The sequence below is a fragment of the Streptomyces sp. MZ04 genome (assembly GCF_004684775.1).
Lineage (GTDB): Bacteria > Actinomycetota > Actinomycetes > Streptomycetales > Streptomycetaceae > Streptomyces.
The window spans coordinates 1-25,880 of the sequence record NZ_SRIC01000052.1; the positions used below are offsets into that span (position 1 = coordinate 1).

At 71.8% G+C, this 25,880-nt stretch carries 21 protein-coding genes; 14 read left to right on the forward strand and 7 right to left on the reverse strand.

Annotated elements, in window-relative coordinates; translation table 11 throughout:
• Nucleotides 1–332 precede the first annotated feature (332 nt).
• From E2651_RS14185 to E2651_RS14195, 3 genes are read right to left on the reverse strand one after another with little or no spacing between them, the layout of a single operon-like run.
• Complete coding sequence (locus E2651_RS14185; RefSeq protein WP_135331468.1) at nt 333–1,166, reverse strand: siderophore-interacting protein; 834 nt, start codon at nt 1,164–1,166, stop codon at nt 333–335.
• Nucleotides 1,163–2,176, reverse strand: a complete 1,014-nt coding sequence (locus E2651_RS14190; protein ID WP_167828788.1) for an ABC transporter substrate-binding protein — start codon at nt 2,174–2,176, stop codon at nt 1,163–1,165. Before E2651_RS14190 ends, E2651_RS14185 begins: the two co-directional genes overlap by 4 nt.
• Nucleotides 2,173–2,748 (reverse strand): hypothetical protein, encoded by a 576-nt coding sequence (locus E2651_RS14195; RefSeq protein ID WP_135331469.1) that lies wholly within the window; start codon nt 2,746–2,748, stop codon nt 2,173–2,175. The genes E2651_RS14190 and E2651_RS14195 overlap by 4 nt, the downstream gene beginning before the upstream one ends.
• A 53-nt stretch (nt 2,749–2,801) precedes the next feature.
• Here E2651_RS14195 and E2651_RS14200 point away from each other — a divergent pair, with 53 nt between their 5' ends.
• The 3 genes from E2651_RS14200 (at nt 2,802) to E2651_RS14210 (ending at nt 5,841) form a co-directional block, all read left to right on the forward strand.
• A complete protein-coding gene (locus E2651_RS14200; protein ID WP_135331470.1) occupies nt 2,802–3,845 on the forward strand; it encodes an iron chelate uptake ABC transporter family permease subunit in 1,044 nt (347 codons plus the stop codon).
• Nucleotides 3,842–4,870 (forward strand): iron chelate uptake ABC transporter family permease subunit, encoded by a 1,029-nt coding sequence (locus E2651_RS14205; RefSeq protein WP_135331471.1) that lies wholly within the window; start codon nt 3,842–3,844, stop codon nt 4,868–4,870. The genes E2651_RS14200 and E2651_RS14205 overlap by 4 nt, the downstream gene beginning before the upstream one ends.
• Before the next feature lie 68 nt (nt 4,871–4,938).
• A complete protein-coding gene (locus E2651_RS14210; RefSeq protein WP_135331493.1) occupies nt 4,939–5,841 on the forward strand; it encodes an ABC transporter ATP-binding protein in 903 nt (300 codons plus the stop codon).
• Here E2651_RS14210 and E2651_RS14215 read toward each other — a convergent pair.
• The gene (locus E2651_RS14215) at nt 5,825–6,172 is read right to left on the reverse strand and encodes an SCP2 sterol-binding domain-containing protein (RefSeq protein WP_135331472.1); all 348 of its coding nucleotides are present in this window, start codon (nt 6,170–6,172) and stop codon (nt 5,825–5,827) included. The genes E2651_RS14210 and E2651_RS14215 overlap by 17 nt on opposite strands.
• Nucleotides 6,173–6,214: 42 nt before the next feature.
• On the opposite strand from E2651_RS14215, the gene E2651_RS14220 reads away from it, so the two are divergent.
• From E2651_RS14220 to E2651_RS14230, 3 genes are read left to right on the forward strand one after another with little or no spacing between them, the layout of a single operon-like run.
• Nucleotides 6,215–6,532 (forward strand): hypothetical protein, encoded by a 318-nt coding sequence (locus tag E2651_RS14220; protein ID WP_135331473.1) that lies wholly within the window; start codon nt 6,215–6,217, stop codon nt 6,530–6,532.
• A 7-nt stretch (nt 6,533–6,539) separates the two neighbouring features.
• On the forward strand, nt 6,540–7,355 hold the full coding sequence (locus E2651_RS14225) for a TlyA family RNA methyltransferase (protein ID WP_135331474.1): 816 nt from the start codon (nt 6,540–6,542) through the stop codon (nt 7,353–7,355).
• A gap of 11 nt (nt 7,356–7,366) precedes the next feature.
• Entirely contained in the window at nt 7,367–8,272 is a 906-nt protein-coding gene (locus tag E2651_RS14230; protein ID WP_135331494.1) for an NAD kinase, read from the forward strand.
• A 94-nt stretch (nt 8,273–8,366) separates the two neighbouring features.
• On the opposite strand, the gene E2651_RS14235 is transcribed toward E2651_RS14230, so the two are convergent.
• Nucleotides 8,367–9,716, reverse strand: a complete 1,350-nt coding sequence (locus tag E2651_RS14235) for an FtsX-like permease family protein (protein ID WP_245238807.1) — start codon at nt 9,714–9,716, stop codon at nt 8,367–8,369.
• Between the two features lie 225 nt (nt 9,717–9,941).
• On the opposite strand from E2651_RS14235, the gene recN reads away from it, so the two are divergent.
• The 3 genes from recN (at nt 9,942) to E2651_RS14250 (ending at nt 13,979) form a co-directional block, all read left to right on the forward strand.
• Complete coding sequence (gene recN, locus E2651_RS14240; RefSeq protein WP_135331495.1) at nt 9,942–11,669, forward strand: DNA repair protein RecN; 1,728 nt, start codon at nt 9,942–9,944, stop codon at nt 11,667–11,669.
• Nucleotides 11,670–11,794: 125 nt separating this feature from the next.
• Nucleotides 11,795–12,553 (forward strand): hypothetical protein, encoded by a 759-nt coding sequence (locus E2651_RS14245; protein ID WP_135331476.1) that lies wholly within the window; start codon nt 11,795–11,797, stop codon nt 12,551–12,553.
• A 280-nt stretch (nt 12,554–12,833) separates the two neighbouring features.
• Nucleotides 12,834–13,979, forward strand: coding sequence for a glycosyltransferase family 4 protein (locus tag E2651_RS14250; protein ID WP_167828789.1), 1,146 nt, complete (start codon nt 12,834–12,836; stop codon nt 13,977–13,979).
• A 66-nt stretch (nt 13,980–14,045) separates the two neighbouring features.
• Here E2651_RS14250 and E2651_RS14255 read toward each other — a convergent pair whose 3' ends face one another.
• The gene (locus tag E2651_RS14255) at nt 14,046–15,689 is read right to left on the reverse strand and encodes a PucR family transcriptional regulator (RefSeq protein WP_135331477.1); all 1,644 of its coding nucleotides are present in this window, start codon (nt 15,687–15,689) and stop codon (nt 14,046–14,048) included.
• A 159-nt stretch (nt 15,690–15,848) separates the two neighbouring features.
• Here E2651_RS14255 and E2651_RS14260 point away from each other — a divergent pair, with 159 nt between their 5' ends.
• On the forward strand, nt 15,849–17,357 hold the full coding sequence (locus E2651_RS14260; RefSeq protein ID WP_135331478.1) for an APC family permease: 1,509 nt from the start codon (nt 15,849–15,851) through the stop codon (nt 17,355–17,357).
• 29 nt (nt 17,358–17,386) lie between these two features.
• A complete protein-coding gene (locus E2651_RS14265; RefSeq protein ID WP_135331479.1) occupies nt 17,387–18,991 on the forward strand; it encodes an NAD(P)/FAD-dependent oxidoreductase in 1,605 nt (534 codons plus the stop codon).
• On the opposite strand, the gene E2651_RS14270 is transcribed toward E2651_RS14265, so the two are convergent.
• Nucleotides 18,988–20,799 carry a glycoside hydrolase family 15 protein gene (locus tag E2651_RS14270; protein WP_135331480.1) on the reverse strand — a complete coding sequence of 604 codons (1,812 nt, stop codon included), beginning with the start codon at nt 20,797–20,799 and terminating at the stop codon, nt 18,988–18,990. The two genes, E2651_RS14265 and E2651_RS14270, sit on opposite strands and share 4 nt — an antisense overlap.
• Before the next feature lie 420 nt (nt 20,800–21,219).
• On the opposite strand from E2651_RS14270, the gene E2651_RS14275 reads away from it, so the two are divergent.
• From E2651_RS14275 to E2651_RS14285, 3 genes are all read left to right on the forward strand, one after another.
• Nucleotides 21,220–22,887: a CTP synthase gene (locus E2651_RS14275; RefSeq protein WP_135331497.1), complete on the forward strand. Its 1,668-nt coding sequence runs from the start codon at nt 21,220–21,222 to the stop codon at nt 22,885–22,887.
• A 96-nt stretch (nt 22,888–22,983) separates the two neighbouring features.
• Nucleotides 22,984–23,613: an NUDIX hydrolase gene (locus tag E2651_RS14280; RefSeq protein WP_135331498.1), complete on the forward strand. Its 630-nt coding sequence runs from the start codon at nt 22,984–22,986 to the stop codon at nt 23,611–23,613.
• Nucleotides 23,614–23,829: 216 nt separating this feature from the next.
• Nucleotides 23,830–25,872, forward strand: coding sequence for a tetratricopeptide repeat protein (locus E2651_RS14285; protein WP_245238810.1), 2,043 nt, complete (start codon nt 23,830–23,832; stop codon nt 25,870–25,872).
• Nucleotides 25,873–25,880: the final 8 nt, after the last annotated feature.

The window sequence follows — 25,880 nt, forward strand, 5'->3', positions numbered from 1 at the left end:
ATGTGGGTGGGCCCTGGCGCTCGGATTTGCGTGGTGGGCGGAAGGGCTGTGCCGCTGACGGGGCGGATGCAGGCCCGGTGTGCGGCTTGCCTGGTGGGTCGAAGGGGCCGTGTGTCTGCCGGGGGTGGATGTAGGTCCGGTGTGCGACTTGCCTGGTGGGTCGAAGGGGCCGTGTGTTTGCCGGGGGCGGATGCAGGCCCGGTGTGCGGCTTGCCTGGTGGGTCGAAAGGGCCGTGTGCCTGCCGGGGGTGGATGTAGGTCCGGTGTGCGGTTGGCCCCAGCCTTGCCGCAGGGGCGCAGGCGGGGCCTTCGGTGGACGGCGGGGCGGGGTATCAGGCCGATTCGTCGCGGTCGATCAGTTCGTCTGTGGTCGTGCCTCTGCGCCAGTAGCCCGAGAACGACACCCGCTTGCGGTCGAAGGCGCGGTCGCCGACCAGGTGGCGGCGGGTGGTCTTGACCGTCGCGGACTCGCCTGTGATCCAGGCGTACGGGGTGCCCGACGGGAGTTCCGCTGCGCGGATCGCCGGCGGTGTCGCGCCCGTCTCCGTGAGCCAGGTGATCTCGGCGGCGGCCTTGGTGGGCAGCTCCTGGCGGTCCGCCGGGTCGTGGACCTCGATCCAGACGCGCGTCGGAGTGCCGGGCGGCAGCGTTTCGAGGATGCTCGCCACCGCCGGGAGCGCCGACTCGTCGGCGGTCAGCAGGACCCAGTCGGTGTCCTGCGGCGGCCTGAAGTCGTACGCGCCGTTCTCCTCCTCGATCGGGGCGAGTACGCCGATTCGGGAGCCGGGGACCGCCTTCCGTGCCCAGCTTGTGGCCGGTCCGTCCGAGGGCGAGGGAGTCGGGCCGTGGACCGCGAAGTCGACGATCAACTCGTCGGGGTCGCGGCGCAGTTCACGCGTGGTGTACGTGCGCATGATGCCGCGTACGTCGGGGTCGAGGGCGAGCCAGTCGGCGTACCAGGTGGCCGCGTCCCCGCCCGACGTGTCCGGCATGACCGGGGCGTCCTGGCCCGGATGCGGCAGGAACACCTTGATGCGCTGGTCGCGGCCGGCCGAGGCCATCCGCGCCAGGCCGTCGCCGCCGAGCGCCACGCGGATCATCGCGGGCGTGATGTACTCGGTGCGCAGCACGTGCATGTCGAAGTAGTGGTACGGGGAATCGGTCATGACGTGAGCCTCTTCGACTTCTCGATGGCGGCGGCGAGTTGTTCGAGCACGGGGGCGAAACCGGCGTAGCTGTAGCGCTCCTCCATCGACCAGGGCACCGTCTGGCCGGCCTTGACGGCGGCGAGCCGCTCCCAGGTGGGTTTCTTCGCGAGCTCCTTGGGCGGCAACGCGCTCGAGCGGTTGTCGATCATGATGAGATCGGCGTGGTACTTGTCGGCGTTCTCCCAGCTGAGGAACTCCCAGAAGCCCCATTCATCGCTCTTCTTGCCCTCGACGAACTCGACGCCGAGGTCCTTGAAGTAGTTCAGGTCGCAGTAAGAGTCCGGCACGGCGACGTAGAACTGGTCGGCGTCGCCGGTCATCGCGAGGACCTTCAGGCCGCGGTTGGCCTTGGCCGCCTTGCGCAGTCGGCGTTCGGCCTTGTCGAAGCGGGCCTTGGCGGCGCGCACCTTCTCCGTCCCGAGGTCCCCGCCGAGCGCCTCGGCCAGCTCGGTGTAGCGCTTGAGCGGTTCGAGCAGGGAGACGCGGGCGCCCTTGATGCCGACGGTGGGCGCGAGCGCCTCGATCTTCTTGGTGCTGTCCGCGGGTACGAACCAGAGAGCGGGCGGCGGGAACATGTTGCTGATCAGGAGGTCGGGCTCGAGGCCCGCGTACTTCTCGATGTTGAACTGGTTGAAGGACTCGCCGAGGCTCGTCAGTTTGTCGACATCGAGATCGCCGGCCTGCGGGTTGGGCTTGCCGTCCACCGGCTTGGAGGGGCCGAAGATCCCGGTGCACTTGACGCCGTAGTCGTGCAGCGCAGCCGCCGTGCTGACGTAGGCGACGATGTTCTTCGGGGCGTGGTTCACCTTCGCGGTTCTGCCGCGGTCGTCCTTGAAGCTCCAGGCCTTGGAGCCGGAGCTCTTCTCAGGCTTCTCTTCACTTCCGCACGCGGCGAGCAGGGCGCCGAGGCCGACGGCGCCGCCGGTGGCGAGCAGGCCGCGGCGGGAGAGGGGACGGTGAGTGTTCAACAGACGGCCTTCTTCGACTTGTCGACGGCTGCCGCGAGATGCTCGATGAGCGGCGCGTAGCCGGCGTGACTGAACTGCGCCTCGTTCGACCAGGAGACGACCTGGTCCGCCTTGACGGCGGGGAGTTTCGCCCAGGTCGGTTTGGACTTCCTGAGGTCGGCGCCCAGGGAATCGGTGAGTGCGGCGCAGCGGCCGATGGCCTTCGTCAGCGAGGTCTTGCCGGTGAGGATGCCGACGGTCGGGGCGAGCGAGGTGATCTTCTTGGCGGATTCCTCGGGGACGTACCAGAGCGTCGGTGTCACTCGCGGCGGCCGCGCCGATGTAGGTGACGATGCGGCGCGGGGTCCTGCCGGCCTTCGCGGTCGTGCCGCGGTCGTGCCGCGGTCGTCCTTGAAGGTCCAGTCGTCGCCCGATGCCTTCGAGTCATCGCCGTCGCCCGATGCCTTCGCGTCATCGCCGTCGCCCGAGTCGCCGCCGCATGCCGAGAGGAGTCCGCCCAGGCCGAGGCCCCCGACCCCGCCGAGCACGCCGCGGCGGGTCAGAGCGGGAGGTATCGGGCGGCGAGCGTGCATGGGTGGTGCTTCTCCCGTCGAAGTTGAGTGCGAGGGTAGGCTAACCTAACCTGGTGTTGGTCGACAGTCCCCCCGAAGCCGGCGCGGAGACCGCTCCCGCGCCACCCAACCGCCGCGCGATACGCAGCATCGGGCTCCTCGTCTCGGTCGGTGTGCTCGCGCTCGTCGTCGTGGCGAGCATCGCGGTCGGTGCCAAGTCGATGTCCCTGGACCATGTCTGGCACGGTCTCTTCCATGACACCGGGACGTACGACGATGTCGTCGTCGCGGAGCGGCTCTCGCGCACGCTGCTCGGACTGCTCGTCGGCGTGGCCCTCGGCCTCTCCGGAGCCGTCCTGCAGGCGCTCACCCGCAATCCGCTGGCCGACCCCGGACTGCTCGGTATCAACCTCGGCGCATCGGCCGCCGTCGTCACCGCCATCAGCTTCTTCGGCGTCACATCGCTGAGCGGCTATGTGTGGTTCGCGTTCTTCGGCGCGGCCGCGGTCGGCGCCCTCGTCTACGCGCTCGGCGGCACCCGCAACGCGACGCCGGTGCGCCTCGCGCTCGCCGGAACCGCGCTCAGCGCCGCCCTCTACGGCTATCTGCAAGCCGTGATGATCATGGACAACGCGGCGCTCAACAAGATGCGCTTCTGGACGGTCGGTTCCCTGGCGTCGGCCAAGAACGAGACCATCCTGCAGGTCCTCGCCTTCTTCGTGATCGGCAGCGTGCTCGCGCTCGGCCTCGCCCGGCCGCTGAACGCCATGGCCATGGGCGACGACACCGCCCGCGCGCTCGGCGCCCATCTCAACCGCACCCGCGCGCTGTCCATGCTCGCCGCGACCCTGCTGTGCGGGGCGGCGACCGCGGCCTGCGGGCCCATCATGTTCGTCGGCCTGATGGTGCCGCACGTCGTGCGCTCCTTCACCGGGCCCGACATGCGCTGGATCCTGCCGTACGCGGCGATCCTCTCCCCGGTCCTGCTGCTCGGCGCCGACGTCGTCGGGCGCATCGTCGCCCGGCCCGCTGAGCTGCAGGTCGGCATCATCACCGCGTTGATCGGCGCCCCGGTCTTCATCATTCTCGTACGACGGCGGAGGCTGGCTCAGCTGTGAAGGCGATACGCACCCGGGGCGGGCTCAGCTTCCGTCTCGACGTCCGCACGGCCGTGGTCGTCGCCCTGCTCGTCGTGGCCGCGCTCGCCGCGAGCGTCGTCCTGATCGGCACCGGCGACTTCGACATCCCCACCGCCGACGTCATCCGCACCCTGCTCGGCGACGGCGACGCCGGGCAGGAGTTCATCATCAACGACCTGCGCCTTCCGCGCGTCCTCGTCGGCCTCCTCGTGGGCGCCGCGCTCGGGCTCGGCGGCGCGATCTTCCAGTCCATCTCGCGCAATCCGCTGGGCAGTCCGGACATCCTCGGCCTCGGGCAGGGGTCCACCGCCGGGGCGCTCATCATGATCGTCCTCTTCCAGGGCAGCGCGGTTCAGGTCGCGGGCGGTGCGCTCGTCGGCGGTCTGGTGACGGGCACGGCGATCTATCTCCTGGCCTGGAAGCGGGGCGTGCACGGCTTCCGGTTCGTCCTGGTCGGCATCGGCGTCTCCGCCTTCGTCACCGCCATCAACGGCTATCTGCTCACCAAGGCCGACCTTGTCGACGCCGCGCGCGCCGTCGTCTGGATGACCGGCTCCCTCAACGGCCGGGACTGGGAGCAGGTCTGGCCGCTGCTGGTGCTGTGCGCGATCCTGGTGCCGCTCGTCATGACGTACGCCCGACCGCTGCGGATGCTGGAGATGGGCGACGACGTCGGGTACGCGCTCGGCGTGCCCGTCGAGCGCACCCGCCTCGTCCTGATGGGCTCGGCCGTGCTGCTCACCGCGGCGGCCACCGCAGCCGCGGGACCCGTCAGCTTCGTCGCGCTCACCGCGCCGCAGCTGGCCAGGCGGCTCACCCGCTCGCCGGGACCGAACCTGATCCCGTCCCTGTGCATGGGCGCCACCCTGCTGATCGTCGCGGACTGGGCCTCGCAGCGGGCGTTCGGCGCCGATCAGCTGCCCGTGGGCGTGGTCACCGGTGTGCTCGGCGGTGTCTATCTGCTCTGGCTGCTCGTCATCGAGCGCAAGGCGGGGCGGATATGAGCGGCGGGGCGCAGACCAACAGCGGGGCGCAGACCAACAGCAGGGCGCAGATCAACAGCGGGGCGCGCATGAACACCGGGAAGACCACCAACTCTGAAAGCACCGACAGGCAGGAGCGTGCCGCAGTGAACCGGCTCATCGCGGACGACGTGACCCTTGGCTACGACCAGCGCGTCATCGCCGAGAAGTTGTCCGTCGAGATACCCGACAACTCCTTCACGGTGATCGTCGGCCCGAACGCCTGCGGCAAGTCCACCCTGCTGCGCGCCCTGTCCCGGATGCTCAAGCCGTCGGCGGGCCGCGTCCTGCTCGACGGGAACGTCATCCAGTCGATGCCCGCGAAGAAGGTGGCGCGCACCCTCGGCCTGCTGCCGCAGTCGTCCATCGCGCCCGACGGGATCACGGTGGGCGACCTGGTGGCCCGCGGCCGCTATCCGCACCAGGGCCTGCTCCGGCAGTGGTCGGCGGACGACGAGCGGATCGTGGGCGAGTCGATGGCCTCGACCGGCGTCGCCGAACTGGCCGATCGCTATGTCGACGAACTGTCCGGCGGGCAGCGCCAGCGCGTCTGGATCGCGATGGCGCTCGCCCAGCAGACCCCGCTGCTGCTGCTCGACGAGCCGACGACGTATCTCGACATCCAGCACCAGATCGACGTCCTCGACCTGTGCGCCGAGCTCCACGAGGAGCAGGGGCGCACCCTCGTCGCCGTCCTGCACGACCTCAACCACGCGGCCCGGTACGCCACTCACCTCATCGCCCTGCGCGAGGGCGAGATCGTCGCCGAGGGCGCGCCGTCCGACGTCGTCACGGCGGAGCTTGTGCGGGACACCTTCGGGATGGACTGCCAGATCATCGACGACCCGGAGACGGGGACGCCGCTGGTGGTGCCGGCCGCGCGGCGAGGCCGCAAGAAGCCCGAGAAGACGGCGGGCGTCGGGGCTGAAGTCGGGGCTAAAGCAGCGTCCTGAGGCGCAGCAGATCGCGCAGTCCTGCCTCCAGCTTGACCCGGCCGGAGGCCCAGGCCTTGGCGAAGTTCAGCTCGCCGTCCACCATCGCCACCAGATCGTCGCCGGACATGGCGAGCCGGATCTCGGCCTTCTCCCCGGGGGCGCCGGGGTAGGTGTCGAGCACCGTGATCCGGCCGTTCTCGAGACGGCCCGTGAACGTCACGTCCAGGTCGGTGATGCGGCAGGTCAGCGAGCGGTCGAGCGCGGCGGCGCTGCGCACGCCGCCTTCCGCGCCCGCCAAGTTGTCCGAGAGTTTGCCGAGCGCCACGCGGCACTCTTCGATCGTCGCCATCGTGATCGACGGTACCCCAGCGCTTCGCGGTAGCGTCGTGGCATGAACGACTCGTTGCCGGGCCCCGAGCCCGAGGCCGAGCCTCAGCTGGTGGAGGCGGAGGAGGCTTACGACCCCGCGGGCCCCGCGCCCCTCGGCGTCGAGCGCGCACCGACCGGCGACGCCGAGGTGGACGCCCTGCTCCAGCGCCTCGGCGACGCCGACCACCTCGCCACGGACGGCCACATCGAGGTGTACGAGGATGTGCACCGGGGACTGCGTGACGCGCTGACCGCGCTCGACGCACGCCCCGGGCCGCCGGCGCCCTCGCCTTCGTCCCCGCACCCACCGTCGTACACACCTTCGTACAACAGGAGCTGAACAGAACGTGGCAGGAGTGGCACGCCGCCGCCTCGACGCCGAGCTGGTCCGTCGCAAGCTGGCGCGCTCGCGCGAGCACGCCAGCCAGCTGATCGCCGCCGGGCGGGTGACCGTCGACCGGAACACCGCGACGAAGCCCGCGACGCAGGTGGAGACCGCCGCCGCCATCGTGGTCGCGGCCGACGAAAGCGACCCCGACTACGTCTCGCGCGGCGGCCACAAGCTGGCGGGCGCGCTCGCCGCGTTCGTGCCGCAGGGGCTTGTCGTCGAGGGGCGGCGCGCGCTGGACGCGGGCGCTTCCACCGGCGGCTTCACCGATGTGCTGCTGCGCGCCGGTGCCTCCGGTGTCGTCGCCGTGGACGTCGGGTACGGACAGCTCGCCTGGTCGCTGCAGAGCGACGACCGGGTCACCGTCAAGGACCGTACGAACGTACGGGAGTTGACGCTCGACCTCATCGACGGCGTCCCCGTCGACCTGGTCGTCGGCGACCTCTCCTTCATCCCGCTCGGGCTCGTGCTGCCCGCGCTCGTGCGGTGCGCCGCACCGGACGCCGACCTTGTCCTCATGGTCAAGCCGCAGTTCGAGGTCGGCAAGGAGCGTCTGGGCAGCGGCGGTGTGGTGCGCAGCACGGAGCTGCGGGCCGACGCGGTGCGGACGGTGGCGCGGCAGGCGTGGGGGCTCGGGCTCGGTGTACGTGGCGTGACTGCGAGCCCTCTGCCCGGCCCTTCCGGAAATGTCGAGTACTTTCTGTGGCTGCGTGCCGGGGCGCCCGAACTGGACCCGGCGGACGTTGACCGTGCCGTGGCGGAGGGGCCCCGTTGACTCAGACCAGAGTGACCCAGACCCGAGCTCGTACCGTTTTCCTGCTCGCGCACACCGGACGGCCCGCGGCCATCCGCAGTGCCGAACTCGTCGTCCAGGGACTGCTGCGCAGCGGCCTCGGCGTACGGGTCCTTGAGGCGGAGGCGGCCGATCTGCCGCTGCCGCCCGATGTCGAGACGGTCAAGGAGGCCACGGCCGAGTGCATCGACGACTGTGAGCTGATCGTCGTGCTCGGCGGCGACGGAACGCTGCTGCGCGGCGCCGAGTTCGCACGGGCCTCCGGGGTGCCGATGCTCGGCGTGAACCTGGGCCGTGTCGGCTTCCTCGCCGAGGCCGAGCGCGACGACCTCGACAAGGTGGTCGACCGGGTCGTCACCAAGGCGTACGAGGTCGAGGAGCGGATGACCATCGACGTCGTCGTGCACCGCAACGGCGATGTCGTGCACCGCGACTGGGCGCTCAACGAGGCCGCCGTGCAGAAGATGTCGGCCGAGCGGATGCTCGAGGTCGTGCTCGAGATCGACGGGCGCCCGGTCACCGGCTTCGGCTGCGACGGCATCGTGTGCGCGACGCCCACCGGATCCACCGCGTACGCCTTCTCCGCGGGCGGGCCCGTGGTGTGGCCGGAGGTGGAGGCACTCCTCATGGTGCCGATCAGCGCGCACGCCCTGTTCGCCAAGCCGCTGGTGACCTCGCCGGACTCGGTGCTCGCCGTCGAGGTCCAGCAGCACACGCCGCACGGGGTGTTGTGGTGCGACGGGCGGCGGACCGTGGAACTGCCCGCGGGGGCGCGGGTCGAGGTGCGCAGGGGAGGGGTGCCGGTGCGGCTTGCGCGGCTGCACCACGCGTCGTTCACGGACCGGCTTGTGGCGAAGTTTGCGCTGCCGGTTTCGGGGTGGCGCGGGGCGCCGCACTAGCGCTCCGCTGGGAGGGCGGTGATGACGTGCGGGTGTGTGGGGGCTTGTCGCGCAGTTCCCCGCGCCCCTTACGGGGGCGCGGTCCTTCTCCGGATTACGTTGAGCTGACCACGGAGATGGCCTGCCTCCGCATCACCGCACGTACCGGAAGGCCCGTCGCCAGGAGCGTCAGGAGCAGGGTGCCTGCCGCTATCCCCGTCGGTACGCCCCACGGCAGGTAGGGGATCGCCGAGCCGAAGGCCGTGCTGAGGATCGGGGCCAGCGTGCCGAGCGCTATGGCGCCGCCGAGCAGCAGCGCGGTCTCCGCCACGACCACGGCCTCCCAGGCCGCCATGGCCCGCACCTGGGCGCGCTGGCTGCCGACCACCCGCAGCAGCGCGACGTCGCGGCGGCGCTCGAAGGAGATCATGGCGAGCGTGTTCGCCGCGGCGATCGCGGCGAAGCCCGCGTACAGACCCGTGCCCACATAGTCGAGCCAGACCTCGCCCGTGCTGCCCGCCGAGCCCGTGTGGTGCCGGGCCGTGGTGTGCATGCCGATCTTGGTGAGGCCGAAGCCCACGACCAGGACGAGCGGCACCACCGCGGCGGAGAAACGGCGGGGCTGCGAGCGGACGTTGAGCATGGCCAGGCGCGCGCTCGGGCCGAACCGGCCGACCAGCGCCGAGACCAGCCAGGCCGCGGGCCCGATGATGCGCGGGCCGAGCAGTCCGGCACCGACGCAGAAGAGGATCAGGACGAGGAAGGCACCCTCGCTCGCCTCGTCCGCGGGCTGCCGCGACAGGAGCACCGCGACGACGCACGCCCCCGCGACCGCCAGCACGCCGAGCGGCGCCCGCAGCACGCCGAGGCCGCGCCGCCCGGTCGCCGCCTCGCTCAGGGCGCGGGCCGGGCGCAGCAGCGAGAACCGCAGCGCCGAGAGGAGCGCGGCGAGCGTCGTCGTCACCACGGCCACGCCGACGCACACCGGCAGGGCGACCCAGCCGAACCGGAAGCCCGCCTCCGCGGGGAGCAGGCCGTGCTCGACCATGCCCGCGTGCCACCACCGCGCGACGAAGCCGCCCAGGACGAAGCCGGCGAGCGCCGCCGGTATCGACGCGGCGAGGGCCTGGCCGGCCACCGCGCGGCGGACCTGCCGGGGCCTGGCGCCGATGGAGCGCACCATCGCCAGCTCGCGGTGTTGCTGCGCGACGGCCGTGCCCATCGTCGACGCGACCACGAATATCGACATGTAGATCGAACCGATGAGAAGGACGACGGCCATGTCGCCGACGCCGTTCTCCGTGATCTGCCTGCGCGCCCGCGCGGAGAGCCCGTCCGTGCCCGTCGTGCCGAGCATCATCGTCGACGCGCTCACCACGGTCGCCGCGAACAGCGCGGCCACCGCCGTGCCCACGAAGGCCGGTCGGTGCGCGCGCAGCGCCGCCTGTGCGAGTCCCGTTCCCATACGGATCATGGTGGGGTGCTGGGGCCACCGCGCACCATGAGGCTGTCAGGAAGATCATGGTGGGGAAATCCCCCGCACTGAAATCCCCGCACGTAAATCCCCTCCCCCTGCGGGTGACAGCGTCCGTTCGGTCCGCCTTTGCCACCTGCGCCTTCGCGGAAGGTGGCCAGGGGCCGTCGCACACCCGGGCTCTGACCTCGTAAGGTCGTGTCCGTGTTGGAGGAGATGCGGATACGGTCGCTCGGAGTCATCGACGACGCGGTGGTCGAGCTGTCACCGGGGTTCACCGCCGTGACCGGTGAGACCGGTGCGGGCAAGACGATGGTGGTCACCAGCCTCGGCCTGCTGCTCGGCGGGCGCGCCGATCCCGCCTTGGTGCGGATCGGCGCCAAGGCGGCGGTAGTCGAGGGGCGGATCGCCGTGCCCGACGGCGCTTCGGCGGCCGTGCGCGCGGAGGAGGCGGGAGCCGAGCTCGACGAGGGTGCGCTGCTGATCAGCCGTACGGTCTCGGCGGAGGGGCGCTCTCGGGCGCACCTCGGCGGGCGGTCGGTGCCGGTGGGACTGCTGTCCGAACTGGCAGACGACCTCGTCGCGGTGCACGGCCAGACGGATCAGCAGGGGCTGCTCAAACCGGCCCGGCAGCGCGGCGCGCTCGACCGGTACGCGGGCGACGCGGTCACCGTGCCGCTGGCCAAGTACACGGCCGCGTACCGCAGGCTGCGCGCCGTGACGACCGAGGTCGACGAGATCACCACGCGCGCGCGTGAACGCGCCCAGGAGGCGGATCTGCTGCGCTTCGGCCTCGACGAGGTCGCGGGCGTCGAGCCGCGGGCGGGCGAGGACGTCGAACTGGCCGCCGAGGCCGAGCGGCTCGGCCACGCCGAGGCGCTCGCGTCCGCCGCCACGGCCGCCCATGCCGCGCTCGCGGGCAACCCCGAGGACCCGGAGGGCGTCGACGCCACGACGCTGGTGGCGGGCGCGCACCGGGCCCTGGAGGCGGTGCGGTCCCACGACGCCGCGCTTGCCGCGCTCGCCGAGCGGATCGGCGAGATCGGGATCCTGCTCGGCGATGTCGCGGGCGAACTCGCTGGTTACGCCGACGACCTCGACGCCGATCCGCTGCGTCTCGCGGCGGTGGAGGAGCGGCGGGCCGCGCTGACCCAGCTGACCCGGAAGTACGGCGCCGACATCGACGCCGTCCTCGCCTGGGCCGAGGAGGGTGCCGCGCGGCTCACCGAGCTCGAGGGCGACGACGACCGGCTCGAGGAGCTGACGGCTGAGCGGGACGCGCTGCGGGGCGAACTCGCGGGGCTCGCGCAGGCGCTGACCTCCGCGCGCGAGGAGGCGGCGTCGCGGTTCGCGGCGGCCGTCACGGAGGAGCTGGCCTCGCTGGCGATGCCGCACGCGCGCGTGACGATCGACATCAGCAGTACGGAGGTGCCGGAGGGGACCGACGGAGTCGTCGTCGGCGAGCGCACCGTCGCCTACGGGCCTTCCGGCGTCGACGAGGTCGAGCTGCTGCTCGCCCCGCATCCCGGGGCGCCGCCGCGGCCGATCGCCAAGGGGGCCTCCGGTGGTGAGCTGTCGCGCGTGATGCTGGCCGTCGAGGTCGTCTTCGCGGGCACGGATCCCGTTCCGACCTACCTCTTCGACGAGGTCGACGCGGGTGTCGGCGGCAAGGCTGCGGTCGAGATCGGGCGGCGGCTCGCCCGCCTCGCCAAGTCGGCGCAGGTCGTGGTGGTCACCCATCTTCCGCAGGTCGCGGCGTTCGCCGATCGGCAGCTGCTGGTCGAGAAGACGAACGACGGGAGTGTCACGCGGTCCGGGGTGCTGGTCCTCGAGGGCGAGGACCGGGTGCGGGAACTGTCCCGGATGCTGGCGGGGCAGGAGGACTCGGAGACCGCGCGGGCCCATGCGGAGGAGCTGCTGGCCACGGCTCGGGGGGACGGGTAGCGGGCGGTACCGTCGATCACCGGCTCCGCCGAGTTCGTCCTCAGACGCCGGACGGGCTGAGAGCCGTCGGACGGGCTGAGAGCCGCCGGACGGGCTGATACGTCCTCGGCCGTACGCTGAACCGCATGATCGCCCGTCGACTCACCGCCCTCCTCACCGCCGCCGCCGTCACCCGCGCCGCCACCGCCGCGTTGCGTTCCCGCGCTCCCGGCGGCCCCGACCGCTGGGAGCGGAAGAACTACGCGGGGCGGGCAGTGGAGTTGTACGGCGGGCCCGCTGCCGCCCTGGGGGCCGCGGCCGGGGGCATCGCGCTGGCCGCCGAGCCGCGTGCCGCCGCCACGCTTGCCGTGCTCACCGCAGGTGCCTGCGGGGTGTACGACGACATGGCGGGGGCGGTTGATCCGCGCCGAGGGTTCCGCGCGCACCTCGCCGCGCTGCGTGGGGGCGAAGTCACCAGTGGGGCCGTGAAGTTGTTCGGGATCTCCGCGACCGGTCTCGCCGCCGGCGCGCTGCTCAAGGAGCGGCCGGTGGACAAGTTGCTCGCGGGGGTCGTCATCGCGGGCACCGCCCACTTCGTCAACCTCGTGGACGTACGCCCCGGACGCGCCGTCGGAGCGGTGCTCGCCCTGGGGGCGCCGGGGCTGCTGCGCAAGGGCACCGCCGGGGTTCTCTCCGCCGCCTCCATGGGGGCCGCCGCGGCCGTGCTCCCGGAGGACCTGGGGGAGCGCGCCATGATCGGTGACGCCGGAGCGCACGCCCTGGGCGCGGCCCTGGGCACCGCCATCGTCGCGGGCAACGGCCGCGTGGGCCTGGTGGCGCACGCGGCGGGCCTCGTCGCCGCGGCGGCGTACGGAGAGAGGGTCGGCGCGGCCGGCGGGGCCTAGGCCCTGCCTTCAACTACCGCTCGCCCCAGGGCGCCCACGACCGCCGAGCAACGCCGAGCGGACCGAAAGCCTTCCGCCCGTCGAGGCCCCGCTGCGAAGATGCCTGGGGCCGCAGGACATCCGCGGCGCTGAAACCCCGTTGTCCTCACCCATGTGAGTGATCCGCTTCAGGGAGTTGCCTGCCCCCGTGCGGAAGAGACCTTTCGGCGGTGCCGGAACGTCCGTACGGACTGGCATCCTTGGCGCAGCCCCCCGACGCCGACTCAGGAGCCCCGGCTACGTGAGCCACGTGAGCAGCCACTCACCGCACGGTCAGACGCCGCTGCACACCGTGCAGGTGCTGGGCGGCGGAAGCGCGGGCAGCAGCGCCCATGTCAGGTCGCTCGCCGCGGGCCTCGCCGCGCGGGGCGTGCGGGTCACGGTGTGCGCCCCTTCCGAGGCGGCCACCGCGTACGACCTGACGGGCACCGGCGCCCGGCACGTCCACGTGCCCCGCCGCAGCGACCCGGTATCCGTCGCCTCCCTCCGTGTGGCCTGCGCCGACGCCGACCTCGTGCACGCGCACGGGATGCACGCCGCCCTGCGCGCCGCGCTCGCGCTCACCGGCCGCCGCATCCCGCTCGTCGTCACCTGGCACACGCGGGCGCACGCGGAAGGCGCGCGCGCCCACGTCCTTCGCGCCCTGGAGCGGCGCGTCGCCAAGGCGGCTGCCGTGGTCCTCGGCACCTCGTCGGACCTCGTCGACCGCGCCCGCCGCAGGGGCGCGCGGGATGCCCGGCTCGCCCCCGTCACGCTCCCCGCGCCGCGCGCGGTCGACCGTGACGGCCGTGACGACGAGGAGCCGGGCGGGTTCCGGCACAAGGCGCGCGCCGAACTCGGTGCCGTGGACCGGCCGTTGATCGTGGCGGTCGGCACGCTGGAACGCCACCGTGGCTACGACGTGCTGCTCGACGCCGCGCGCGCGTGGCGGCACCTCGACCCGCTGCCGCTTCTCGTCATCGCCGGAGAAGGGCCCGAGCGGGCGGAGCTGAAGCGGCGTATCGAGGGCGAGGGTCTGCCGGCCCGGCTCGTGGGGCGGCGTGACGACGTGCCCCAGCTGCTCGCGGCCGCCGATCTCGTGGTGCTGCCCAGCAGTTGGGAGTCCCGCTCCGTGCTGGCCCAGGAAGCCCTGCACGCGCGCGTGCCGCTCATCGCGACCGCCGTGGGCGGCGTGCCCGAACTCGTCGGAGACGCCGCCGAACTCGTCCCCTACGGCGACGCCGAGGCCCTCGCCGCCGCCGTCGCACGCCTCCTCGCGGACCCCGAGCGCCGGGAACGGCTCAAGGAGAAGGGCACGGCCCAGGCGGCCACCTGGCCGACCGAGGACGAGACGGTCACCCAAGTCCTCAGCGTCTACGACGAGTTGACGCAGCCGCGGGCCATGTAGTTGACCCAGCCGCGCGCCATGCAGCAGTAAACGGCGCGCCCGCCACGGCGCATGCCGCCCCGCCCCCTACGGCACATGCCGCCGCGCCCGCAGCGCCAGGCTCAGCGCGAGGACCGTCTGCGGGTCGTCCAGGTCCGTGCCCAGGAGCTCGCTGATCCTGGCGAGGCGGTTGTAGAGCGTCTGGCGGTTCAGGTGCAGTTCGCGTGCCGTCTCCGCCTTGCGGCCCGCGTGCGCCAGGTACGTCTGCAGGGTGGGCAGCAGCGGCGGCTTCGAGCGCCGGTCGTGGGTGCGCAGGGGGCCGATCGCGCGGTCCACGAAGGCTGCCAGGGCCGAGTCGTCGTAGTTGTGCAGCCGCCACAGGAGGAGGTCGATGTCCAGGCGGCGCGCGTCGTACCAGGGGCGGTCCGACAGGCCCTGGGCCGCCGTCGCCGTCTCCGCCGCGTGCCGCAGGCCCGCCGATGCCGCGGCCCAGCCGCCCGCGACGCCGACCACCACCACCGGCGGCTGCGCACCCGCCCGCTGCATCCCCGCCCGCTCGACACCGGCCCGCAGCGCCGCCGCGACCCGGTCGGCGACCGCGGTGCGTTCGGATTCCGTACGGAGTCCCAGGAGCAACGGGACGCGGCCCTCGACCGGGCGTACGCCGAGCAGCACCGGAACGCCCACCGCCGCCAGCTCCTCCGCGACCGCACGCGCGAGGACCGCCCAGCCGCCGCCCGGCGGCAGCCCGTCCGCGAGCCGCATCACGACCGGGAGCAGCGGGCTGTCGCCGGGCTTGAAGCCGAGCACCCGTGCCTGGGCGGGCGCGTCGTCGGCCGTGATGCGCCCCTCCGCGAGATCGGTCAGGAAGTCGCCGCGGCCGCGTGCCGCGAGCTCCTCCTCCTGCCTGGCCTGCATCAGGACCACCGCGAGCGAGCCCGCCGCCCGTTCCGCCGCGATCCGGTGCACCGGAAGCAGGACGGACTCCACGGCCAGCAGCACGAGCCGGGCACGCACCGACCCGGTGCCGGGTCCGCCGCCCGGCACATCGACGAGCACCGCGCCCGCGGGCGGCCCGTCCCGGTCGACGGTCCTGCCCCGCAGGCCCTCCCACACCTGGAGCGGATCGGCACACTCCGTGCCCGCCCCGGCGGCGTACAGAAGCTGCCCGTCCGCCGTCTCCAGGAACACCGGATTGCCGCTGAAGTCCGCGAGGACGCCGAGGACTTGCGGCACCCCGCCGCCGCCGAGCAGCGCCTCCGTGCAGCGCCGGTGGACCTCCTCGGCCCGCTGGAGCAGCGCGTAGTGGCCGTTGACGATCTCCGTGTGCACCTCTTCGGTGACCGTCACGAAAGGCACCTCGCGGTGCAGCTGCACCAGCGGAAGCCCCGCCGCGCGCGCCGTCTCCACGATCGCCGCGGGCAGCCGGGTGAAGCGCGGGCCCAGCTCGACGACGAGCGCCGCGATGCCGCGCTCGGCGAGCCTGCGTACGAAGGCGCGCTGCTCGGCGGGGCGTGCGCCGAGGCCAAGGCCCGTGGTCAGGAGCAGCTCGCCGCCCTTGAGCAGCGAGGCGATGTTCGGCACCTCACCGGCGTGCACCCAGCGCACGGTGCGCTGGAGCCGTTCCGCTCCCGCGACCACTTCCGGCAGGCCGCCGCGCAGCCCCGGAAGTTCCAGGGCCCGCTGCACGGTGATGCCGCCCTGAGTGCCCTGTGTGCCCTGACTGTCCATGGGGCGGACGCTACCTGCGCACAGGTTCCGGGAACATCTCCGGCCGGTTACGGGAACCCCGGAAGGGGCTCAGGGCCCGACAACTCGTCGCCCCAGCACGCCAATTGCACGACCCCTTGTCGCTTGTGGCGTACGTCACTCCACGGCAAGGTGCCCGCCATGCCAGAGCAACCGAGCACACCCGGGGTCCACCGCCTCAAGGCGAACTCCGTCGGTCTCGTCGGCGTCGTCTTCATGGCCGTCGCCACCGCGGCGCCCATCACGGCGATGACCGGAAACCTGCCCATCGCCGTCGGCGCGGGCAACGGCACCGGCGCGCCCGCGGGCTATCTCTTCGCGACCCTCGTCCTGACGGTGTTCTCCGTCGGATACGTCGCCATGGCCAAGCGGATCACCGCGGCCGGCGCCTTCTACGGCTATATCTCGCACGGCCTCGGCCGGATCGCGGGCATGGCGTCCGGGATGCTCGCCGTCCTCGCGTACGTCGTCTTCGAGGCGTCCATCGTCGGAGTCTTCGCGTACTTCGCCAAGACCACCGTCCTTGATCAGCTCGGCGCCGACCTGCCGTGGATCCTCTACGCGGCCGCGATGCTCGCCGTCACCGTCGTCCTGTCGTACTTCGACATCAACCTCACCGCGAAGGCGCTCGGCGTGATGCTGATCGCCGAGATCGCGGTCCTCTTCGCCGTCGCCACCGCCGTACTGATCCACGGCGGCGGCCCCGACGGCATCCCCGTCGAGCCGATCAACCCGAAGAACGCCTTCACCGGCACATCCGCCGGGCTCGGCCTCTTCTTCGCCTTCTGGTCCTGGGTCGGCTTCGAGTCCACCGCCATGTACGGCGAGGAGTCCCGCAACCCCAAGAAGGTCATCCCGCGCGCCACTCTGATCTCGGTCGTCGGCGTCGGGCTCTTCTACATCTACGTCTCGTGGATGACCATCGCGGGCAACGGCCTGAGCGGTTCGGTGAAGGTCTCGCAGTCCACCAGCCCGCTCGACCTGTTCTTCGACCCGGCGCACTCCTTCATCGGGGCCTGGGCCGTCGACACCTTCCAATGGCTCCTGATCACCGGCTCGTTCGCCTGCGGCATGGCCTTCCACCAGTGCGCGTCGCGCTATCTGTACGCGATCGGGCGCGAGGGCTTCCTGCACCGCGGCCTCGGCCGTACGCACCCCACGCACGGCTCCCCGTACATCGCCTCCTACGTCCAGTCGGCGATCGCCGTCGGGCTGGTCGCCGTCTTCTGGCTCAGCGGCCAGGACCCGTACATCCACCTGTACACGCTGCTCGCGATCCTCGGCACGATGGCGATCCTCATCGTGCAGACCCTCTGCTCGTTCGCCGTCATCGGCTACTTCCGCAAGAACCACCCCGAGGACCGGCACTGGTTCAAGACCTTCCTCGCCCCGCTGCTCGGCGGCATCGGCATGATCGCCGTCGTCGTCCTCCTCGTGATCAACATGGACACCGCGGCGGGCACGGCCGCCGACTCCCTCTTCTTCAAGGCCATCCCCTGGATCGTCGGCCTCGTCTTCTTCGGGGGTCTGGGGCTCGGCCTGTATCTGCGCGCGAAGCAGCCCGCCCGTTACGAGATCATCGGCCGGATCGTCCTGGAGGACGCGGCCGAGCGCACGACCGACACAGAGCCATCGTCCGCCACCGTCTGAGGGGATCTCCCGTGTCTCGTACGAATCCCATGCACGCACTGAAGCGCCTGGCAGCGGAGCACGGCGAGGCCCAGCGCCTCGGAGTACCCGTCGCCGAACTCCGGGGCGCCGCAGGACAGCCCGCTCGAAGAACAGTCCTCAAAGGCGCCGCGGGCCTCTCGATCGGGGCCGCCGGACTCGCGGCCGCTCCCCGCGCCAGGGCCGCGACCGGCAAGGGCGCGCCCCGCATAGCCGTCGTGGGAGCCGGCATCTCGGGCCTCACCGCGGCCCTCACCCTCCACGACGCGGGCCTGAACTGCACGCTCTACGAAGCCAACCCGGACCGGGTCGGCGGCCGCATGTACACCCAGCGCGGCCACTGGGCGTACGGCCAGACCTCCGAGATCGGCGGCGAGCTGATCGACACCAGCCACAAGAAGATCCGGGAGCTCTGCCGCCGCTTCGACCTGCCCGTCGAGGACTTCCTCGGCGGCGGCCCGCGCGGCGCGGAGGAGATCCTCTGGTTCAACGGCGCCTACTACCCGCGCGCCCAGGCCGACGACGACTTCAAGGCGGTCTACCAACTCCTGCGCCGCGACCTGTCGGAGGCGGGCGAGGTCTTCTGGAACCAGACCACGCCGACCGGCACCGCCCTCGACAACATGTCGCTCTACGAGTGGATCGAATCGCGCGTCCCGGGCGGGCACGGCTCCCCGCTCGGCTGCTGGTTCGACGTCGCCTACAACGTCGAGTACGGCGCCGACACCACCGACCAGTCCGCGCTCGCCCTCGTCCTGCTGATGGGCTACCAGACCAATCCGGGGCACTTCAACATCTGGGGCCTGTCCAACGAGCGCTACCACATCACCGGCGGCAACGACCAACTCCCGCGCGCCGTCGCCGACTTCCTGCCCGACGGCACCCTGCGCCCCGGCTGTGCCCTGACCGCCGTACGCGCCAACGCCGACGGCACGCAGACCCTCACGTACACCGAGGCGGGCGCCGTCCGCACCGCCACCGCCGACCACACGATCCTGTGCGTGCCACTGCCGGTGCTCCAACAAATCGACCTCACCAAGGCCGGGTTGGACACCCGGATGACGAACCTGCTGCGGGACGCCCGGATGGGCTACTGCACCAAGCTCAACATGCAGTTCTCCAGCCGCCCCTGGCGCGGCACCGGCGCCTGGCCCGGTGTCAGCGCGGGCGACTGCTTCACCGACGCCGACTTCCAGCAGACCTGGGACACCACCAAGGTCCAGCCCGGCACCGGCGGCATCCTCATCCAGTACGGCGGCGGCACCCTCGCGAAGTCCCTGTCACCGGCGGGCCCGTTCCACACCGAGACGGACCCCTACGTACGCGACCTCTCCACCCGGTATCTGGGCCAGATCGACAAGGTCTTCGCCGGCACCAAGGCCGCCTGGACCGGCAAGGCCCAGCTCTCCGCCTGGCACAAGAACCCCTACGCGCTCGGCGCCTACTCGTACTGGCCCGTCGGCTATCTGCACCGCTACGCCGGCTACGAAGGCACCCCGCAGGGCAACCTCCACATCGGCGGCGAGCACTGCAGCTACGACTTCCAGGGCTTCATGGAGGGCGGCGCGACCGAAGGGGAGCGCGCCGCCCGGGAGGTCATCGGGAAACTGGCCTAGCCGCCGTACGCCCCCGAGGCCGTCAGCCGCAGTGCCGTGTCGATCAGCGGGACGTGGCTGAAGGCCTGCGGGAAGTTGCCGACCTGGCGCTGCAGCCGCGGATCCCACTCCTCGGCGAGCAGCCCCAGGTCGTTCCGCAGCGCGAGCAGCTTCTCGAAGAGCTTGCGGGCCTCGTCGACCCGGCCGATCATCGCCAGGTCGTCCGCCATCCAGAACGAGCAGGCCAGGAAGGCGCCTTCGTCACCCTCAAGGCCGTCCACGCCCGCGTCGTCGCCCGAGGTCGGGTAGCGCAGGATGAAGCCGTCCGACGTCGAAAGCTCCCGCTGGATCGCCTCGATGGTGCCGATGACGCGCTTGTCGTCGGGCGGCAGGAAGCCCATCTGCGGGATGAGCAGCAGCGAGGCGTCCAGCTCCTTGGAGCCGTACGACTGCGTGAACGTGTTCCGCTCCTTGTCGTAGCCCTTCTCGCAGACGTCACGGTGGATGTCGTCACGCAGCTCGCGCCACTTCTCCAGCGGGCCGTCCGCGTCGCCGGACTCGATGAGCTTGATCGTGCGGTCGACCGCGACCCAGCACATCACCTTGGAGTGCACGAAGTGGCGGCGCGGCCCTCGCACCTCCCAGATGCCCTCGTCCGGCTGGTTCCAGTGCGTCTCCAGGTAGCGGATCAGCTTGAGCTGGAGCAGCGAGGCGTAGTCGTTGCGGGCGAGGCCCGTCATGTGCGCCAGGTGCAGGGCCTCGGTGACCTCGCCGTACACATCGAGCTGGAGCTGGTGCGCGGCGCCGTTCCCGGCCCGGACCGGCGTGGAGCCCTCGTATCCGGGAAGCCAGTCCAGCTCGGCCTCGCCCAGCTCGCGCTCGCCCGCGATGCCGTACATGATCTGCAGGTTCTCGGGGTCGCCCGCCACCGCGCGGAGCAGCCACTCGCGCCAGGCGCGGGCCTCCTCGCGGTACCCGGTGCGAAGGAGCGAGGAGAGCGTGATGGCCGCGTCGCGCAGCCACGTGTAGCGGTAGTCCCAGTTGCGGGAGCCCCCGATGTCCTCGGGCAGCGAGGTGGTGGGCGCCGCGACGATGCCGCCGGTCGGCGCGTACGTCAGGGCCTTCAGCGTGATCAGCGAGCGGACCACGGCCTCGCGGTACGGCCCGTGGTACGTGCAGTGCTCGACCCACTCGCGCCAGAACTCCTCGGTCGCCGCGAGGGCGCCCTCGGGATCGGGCAGCGCGGGCGGCTGCCTGTGGGAGGGCTGCCACGAGATGGTGAACGCGATCCGGTCACCCGGCGCGACCGTGAAGTCCGAGTACGTCGTGAGGTCCTTGCCGAAGGTCTCGGCCGGGGTGTCGAGCCACACCGAGTCGGGCCCGGCGACGGCCACCGTGCGCCCGTCGACCTTGTGCACCCAGGGCACCACACGCCCGTAACTGAAACGCATCCGCAGCGCGGAGCGCATCGGCACCCGGCCGCTGACGCCCTCGACGATCCGCACCAGCTGCGGGGCGTCGCTGTCGCGCGGCGGCATGAAATCGGTCACGCGGACCGTGCCGCGCGGGGTGTCCCACTCGGACTCCAGGATCAGCGAGTCGCCGCGGTAGGTGCGCCGCGCCGCCGTCGGTGGTGGCGCGTCCGGGCTGTGCGCGGGCCCAAGGCGCCAGAATCCGTGCTCCTCCGTGCCGAGCAGCCCGGCGAAGATGGCGTGGGAGTCGAAGCGGGGCAGGCACAGCCAGTCGACCGTGCCGTCCCGGCAGACCAAGGCGGCGGTCTGCATGTCTCCGATGAGTGCGTAGTCCTCGATGCGCCCGGCCACGTGCATCTCCAGTCAAACGGCCACGTCGCCCGCTCGGGGCGCTCGCTCTACGGTCAGAGGTTCGCTGTAAGTCGCTGTAAAACGAACTGCGCGAGCCTCTTGTTCCTGGAGAACGGGCGGGGGTGATGCCGTTGGTCGGACGGCTCGGCAGCAAGTGTCCGAGCAGGATACGACGCACCCCGGTGATCTGCGCGCCGCTCCGGGCAACGTGGCTGCGCCGAACGGGTGAGCGCCAGGTGAGGCGGCTGTGAAGAGAGTGTCGGAGCGTGGCCGGAAGCAGCCTCGTCCCGTCGCTGATACCCTGGTAGCCCGTGAGCCGGTGGTCATAGAACCCCCGAACCGCAGCGACGGCGCCTCCCCCGAATCCCTGGTGAGAGCGCCGGTACGCACCCTCCAGACCGCGACCACGGGAGCCCCCCTTTGGCTATGCAGCCCGCTGCTTTTCGAAACAGCACAGCCACGACGACCAAGCACATCTTCGTCACCGGGGGTGTCGCCTCTTCCCTCGGCAAGGGACTGACGGCGTCGAGTCTCGGCGCGCTGCTCAAGGCCAGGGGTCTGCGCGTCACCATGCAGAAGCTCGACCCGTACCTGAACGTCGACCCGGGCACGATGAACCCCTTCCAGCACGGCGAGGTGTTCGTCACCAACGACGGCGCCGAGACCGACCTGGACATCGGCCACTACGAGCGCTTCCTCGACGTCGACCTCGACGGCTCGGCCAACGTCACCACCGGCCAGGTCTACTCCCAGGTGATCGCCAAGGAGCGGCGCGGCGAGTACCTGGGCGACACCGTGCAGGTCATCCCGCACATCACCAACGAGATCAAGCACCGCATCCGCCGCATGGCGACGGACGACGTGGATGTCGTGATCACCGAGGTCGGCGGCACCGTCGGCGACATCGAGTCGCTGCCGTTCCTGGAGACCGTCCGCCAGGTCCGCCACGAGGTCGGCCGCGACAACGTCTTCGTCGTGCACATCTCGCTGCTGCCCTACATCGGCCCCTCCGGCGAGCTGAAGACCAAGCCGACCCAGCACTCGGTCGCCGCCCTGCGCAACATCGGCATCCAGCCCGACGCGATCGTGCTGCGCGCCGACCGCGAGGTGCCGCTGTCCATCAAGCGCAAGATCTCGCTGATGTGCGACGTCGACGAGGACGCGGTGGTCGCCGCCATCGACGCCAAGTCGATCTACGACATCCCGAAGGTCCTGCACACCGAGGGCCTGGACGCCTACGTCGTCCGCAAGCTGGACCTCCCGTTCCGCGACGTGAACTGGACCCAGTGGGAAGACCTTCTGGACCGGGTGCACAACCCGAACCACGAGGTCACCATCGCGCTGGTCGGCAAGTACATCGACCTGCCCGACGCCTACCTCTCGGTCACCGAGGCGCTGCGCGCCGGCGGCTTCGCCAACCGCGCCCGCGTCAAGGTCAAGTGGGTCACCTCCGACGACTGCAAGACCGCGGCGGGCGCCGCCAAGCAGCTCGCCGACGTCGACGGCATCTGCATCCCCGGCGGCTTCGGCGACCGTGGCGTGACCGGCAAGGTCGGCGCCATCACGTACGCCCGTGAGAACAAGATCCCGCTGCTCGGCCTCTGCCTGGGCCTGCAGTGCATCGTGATCGAGGCCGCCCGCAACCTCGCGGACATCCCCGACGCCAACTCCACGGAGTTCGACGCCGCGACCTCCCACCCGGTCATCTCGACCATGGCCGAGCAGCTCGACATCGTCGCCGGCGAGGGCGACATGGGCGGCACGATGCGCCTGGGCATGTACCCGGCGAAGCTCGCCGAGGGCTCCATCGTGCGCGAGGTGTACGACGGCAAGGAGTACGTCGAGGAGCGCCACCGTCACCGCTACGAGGTGAACAACTCCTACCGCGCCGACCTGGAGAAGAAGGCCGGCATCCAGTTCTCCGGCACCTCCCCGGACGGCAAGCTCGTCGAGTACGTCGAGTACCCGCGCGAGGTCCACCCCTACCTGGTCGCCACCCAGGCGCACCCGGAGCTGCGGTCACGGCCGACCCGCCCGCACCCGCTCTTCGCGGGCCTGGTGAAGGCCTCGGTGGAGCGCAAGACGGGCAAGTAACACAAGGGTTGTACGGTTGCCGGGGTACGCGTCTTTCGAGGCGCGTGCCCCGGTTTCTGTTTGTGTACGTGGGAGGAACAGGTCCGCATGACCGACATGACGACGCTTCTGGACACCGCCGAGGAGTGGCAGGTCACGGCGACCGCGACCCCGTTCCAGGGCAACAAGACGAGTGTCCGCACCGACGACGTGGTCATGCCCGACGGGACCGTCGTCCGCCGCGACTACCAGGTGCACCCCGGCTCGGTCGCCGTGCTCGCGCTCGACGACGCGGGCCGCGTCCTGGTCCTGCGCCAGTACCGCCACCCGGTCCGCCAGAAGCTCTGGGAGATCCCGGCGGGCCTGCTCGACATCCCCGGCGAGAACCCGTTGCACGCCGCCCAGCGCGAGCTCTACGAAGAGGCGCACGTCAAGGCCGAGGACTGGCGCGTCCTCACCGACGTCTACACCACGCCCGGCGGCTGCGACGAGGCCGTGCGCGTCTTCCTCGCCCGTGAGCTGTCCGAGGCCGAGGGCGAGCGCTTCGAAGTCTCCGAGGAGGAGATGGACATGGAGCTCGCGCGCGTACCGCTCGAAGAGCTCGTACGCGGTGTGCTCGCCGGCGAGCTGCACAACAACTGCCTCGTCGTGGGCGCCCTTTCGCTCACCGCCGCGCTGAACGGCGACGGCGTCGACGCGCTGCGCCCGGCCGACGCGCCCTGGCCCGCGCGTCCGTTCGAGGCCTGAGCGCACCCCGGGGGTCGTCTTCAGACTCCGGTACGACGATCCGCTGATCCGATCGGGCGACTTGTGCGCCCCGCGTGACGGGGGACGCGACAGGGCCTGAACTAGGCTCTGGAAGCGTCCCGACCGGAGTCCCGGCGGGTTCGCGCGCAGGCGGACGGAGCATGGCCCGTGACGGATCAGGCGGTCGACACGGACGGTTCGGCGGCGGACGGCGCGGTGCCGCGCCCCGCGTCGGCCCCGGCTTCCGGGGGAGGCCGATTCACCGGCCGGCGCCGGGAGTTGAAGGAACTCCGCGCCGACATCGACCGCGCGGGCCTCGACACCATCTCGGGCCGCAAGGCACCACGCGCGCGTGTGTTGCTCATCGCGGGACGCCCGGGCTCGGGCCGCACCTCCCTCGCCGATGAGCTCGCCCGGCAGGTCGCCGACGACTACCCGGACGGGGTGCTCCGCGCCCACCTCACCGAACCCGACGGCACGCGCGTGCCCACCGAACGCACCGCCCGCGAACTCCTCGACACCCTGGAGGTCCCCGCACCGCCGGGCGCCGACGAGGACGAGCTGACCCAGGTGCTCCGCGAGGCCCTGTCCGGCCGCCGGTGCCTGCTGCTGCTCGACGGCGCGGCCGACGCCGAGCAGGTCGACCCGCTGATCCCGGACGCGCCCGACTGCCTGGCCGTCGCCGTCTCCGAGGGCCCGCTCACCGGCATCCCGGACGTGCGGCCCTGCACGCTCGGCGGCCTGGACACCGCGGCCGGGGTCGAGCTGCTCTCCCGCGCCGCCGGCCCGGTGCGCGTCACCGTCGACCCGCGTTCCGCGGAGAGCCTGGTCGAGGCGTGCGCCGCGCACCCCGCGGCCCTCGTCCTGGCCGGCGGCTGGCTCTCCGGGCGGCCCAAGGCCGCCATCGCCGACCTGGCCAAGCAGGTGCACGACCGCCCCGACGAGGGGTCCGCGTTCGCTCGGGTCTTCCAGCTCTCGTACGCCTCGCTGCCGAGCGCCGCGGCGCGGATACTGCGCTTCCTCTCCCTCGCCCCGGCGGGCCACGTCGACCCGCACACCGCTTCCGCCCTGGCCGGCTGCTCGGTCTCCGCCGCCCGCACGACCCTGGACGACTTCGTGAAGCTCGGCCTGGTCAGGGCCGTGGAGTCACCGCTGCCGCAGTACGAGGTGCCGGGCTGCCTGGTGCCGCTGCTCCGCGCCCTCACGGAGAGCCGGGACCGCCCGGCCGAGCTGCAGCTCGCACGGGCCAGGATGCTGGAGCGGACCGTGCGGCTCCTGCAGTCCTGCCGGGCGATCACCGAACCGGACGGCTCGGCGGCCCGCAAGAAGCTCGCCGGTCTGCCGCGCGCCCTGCGCTTCCCCCACCGGGCGGCCGCCGCCGAGTGGCTGCGCATCCGGCAGCCCGCGCTGCTCGCCGCCGCCCGCCTCGCGGTGGCCGACGGGGAGCTCGACACACTCGCCCGGCGCCTGATGGCGGCCCTGACGCGGGCCCTGGTGGCCCACCGGGGCACGGAGGACGCGGCGCCGGAGCTGTACGGCATCCATCAGCTGGTCCTGGATGTCGCCGAGCGCCGGAACCTGCCCCGCGAGCAGGCCGCGGCGCTGCTCAATCTCGCGGATCTGGACGCGCGCACGGGACGTACACAAGAGGCTCTGGTGCGATATCGGGCAGCTTTGGATGCCGGACGCAGAGCAAATGACCCGTACGCGACCGGCCGCGCAATGGAATCCGTAGGTGGTGCCTACCAGGAGCTGGCGGACTGGTCGCGGGCGTCGGACTGGTTCGGCCGGGCCCTCGCCCAGCGCCTGGGGCGGGACGAGCGCGCCGACGCGGCCCGGCTGCACGGCCGCATCGGCGCCGTGCACACCTATGCGGGGCGCTACGGAGAGGCGCTGCGCAACTGGAGCTCGGCCGTCACCGGGTACCGCAAGTGCGGTGATGTGGCGGGCCAGGCAAGGGCGTTGAGCGAACTGGCACGGGTTCAGGAGTACGCGGGGCGGCCCGCGGAGTCGCTTCGCACCTGCCAGGAGGCCGTCGAGTGGGCGCGGCAGGCGGGCGACGTACGACTGCAGGCGGCGCTGCAGCTCAGGCTGGCCGACACCCTGGAGCGTCTGGGCGACCCGGCGGCCGCCCGGCTGCACCGCGCCGCCGCCGAGCGCATGCTGGGAACGGAGATCGAGGAGGTCACGGGGCTTGCATCGAAGGATGGACCCGAGGGTTCCGCCTACGAAATCCGTAGCGCTTCCGCAGAAGATTGATGCATTGA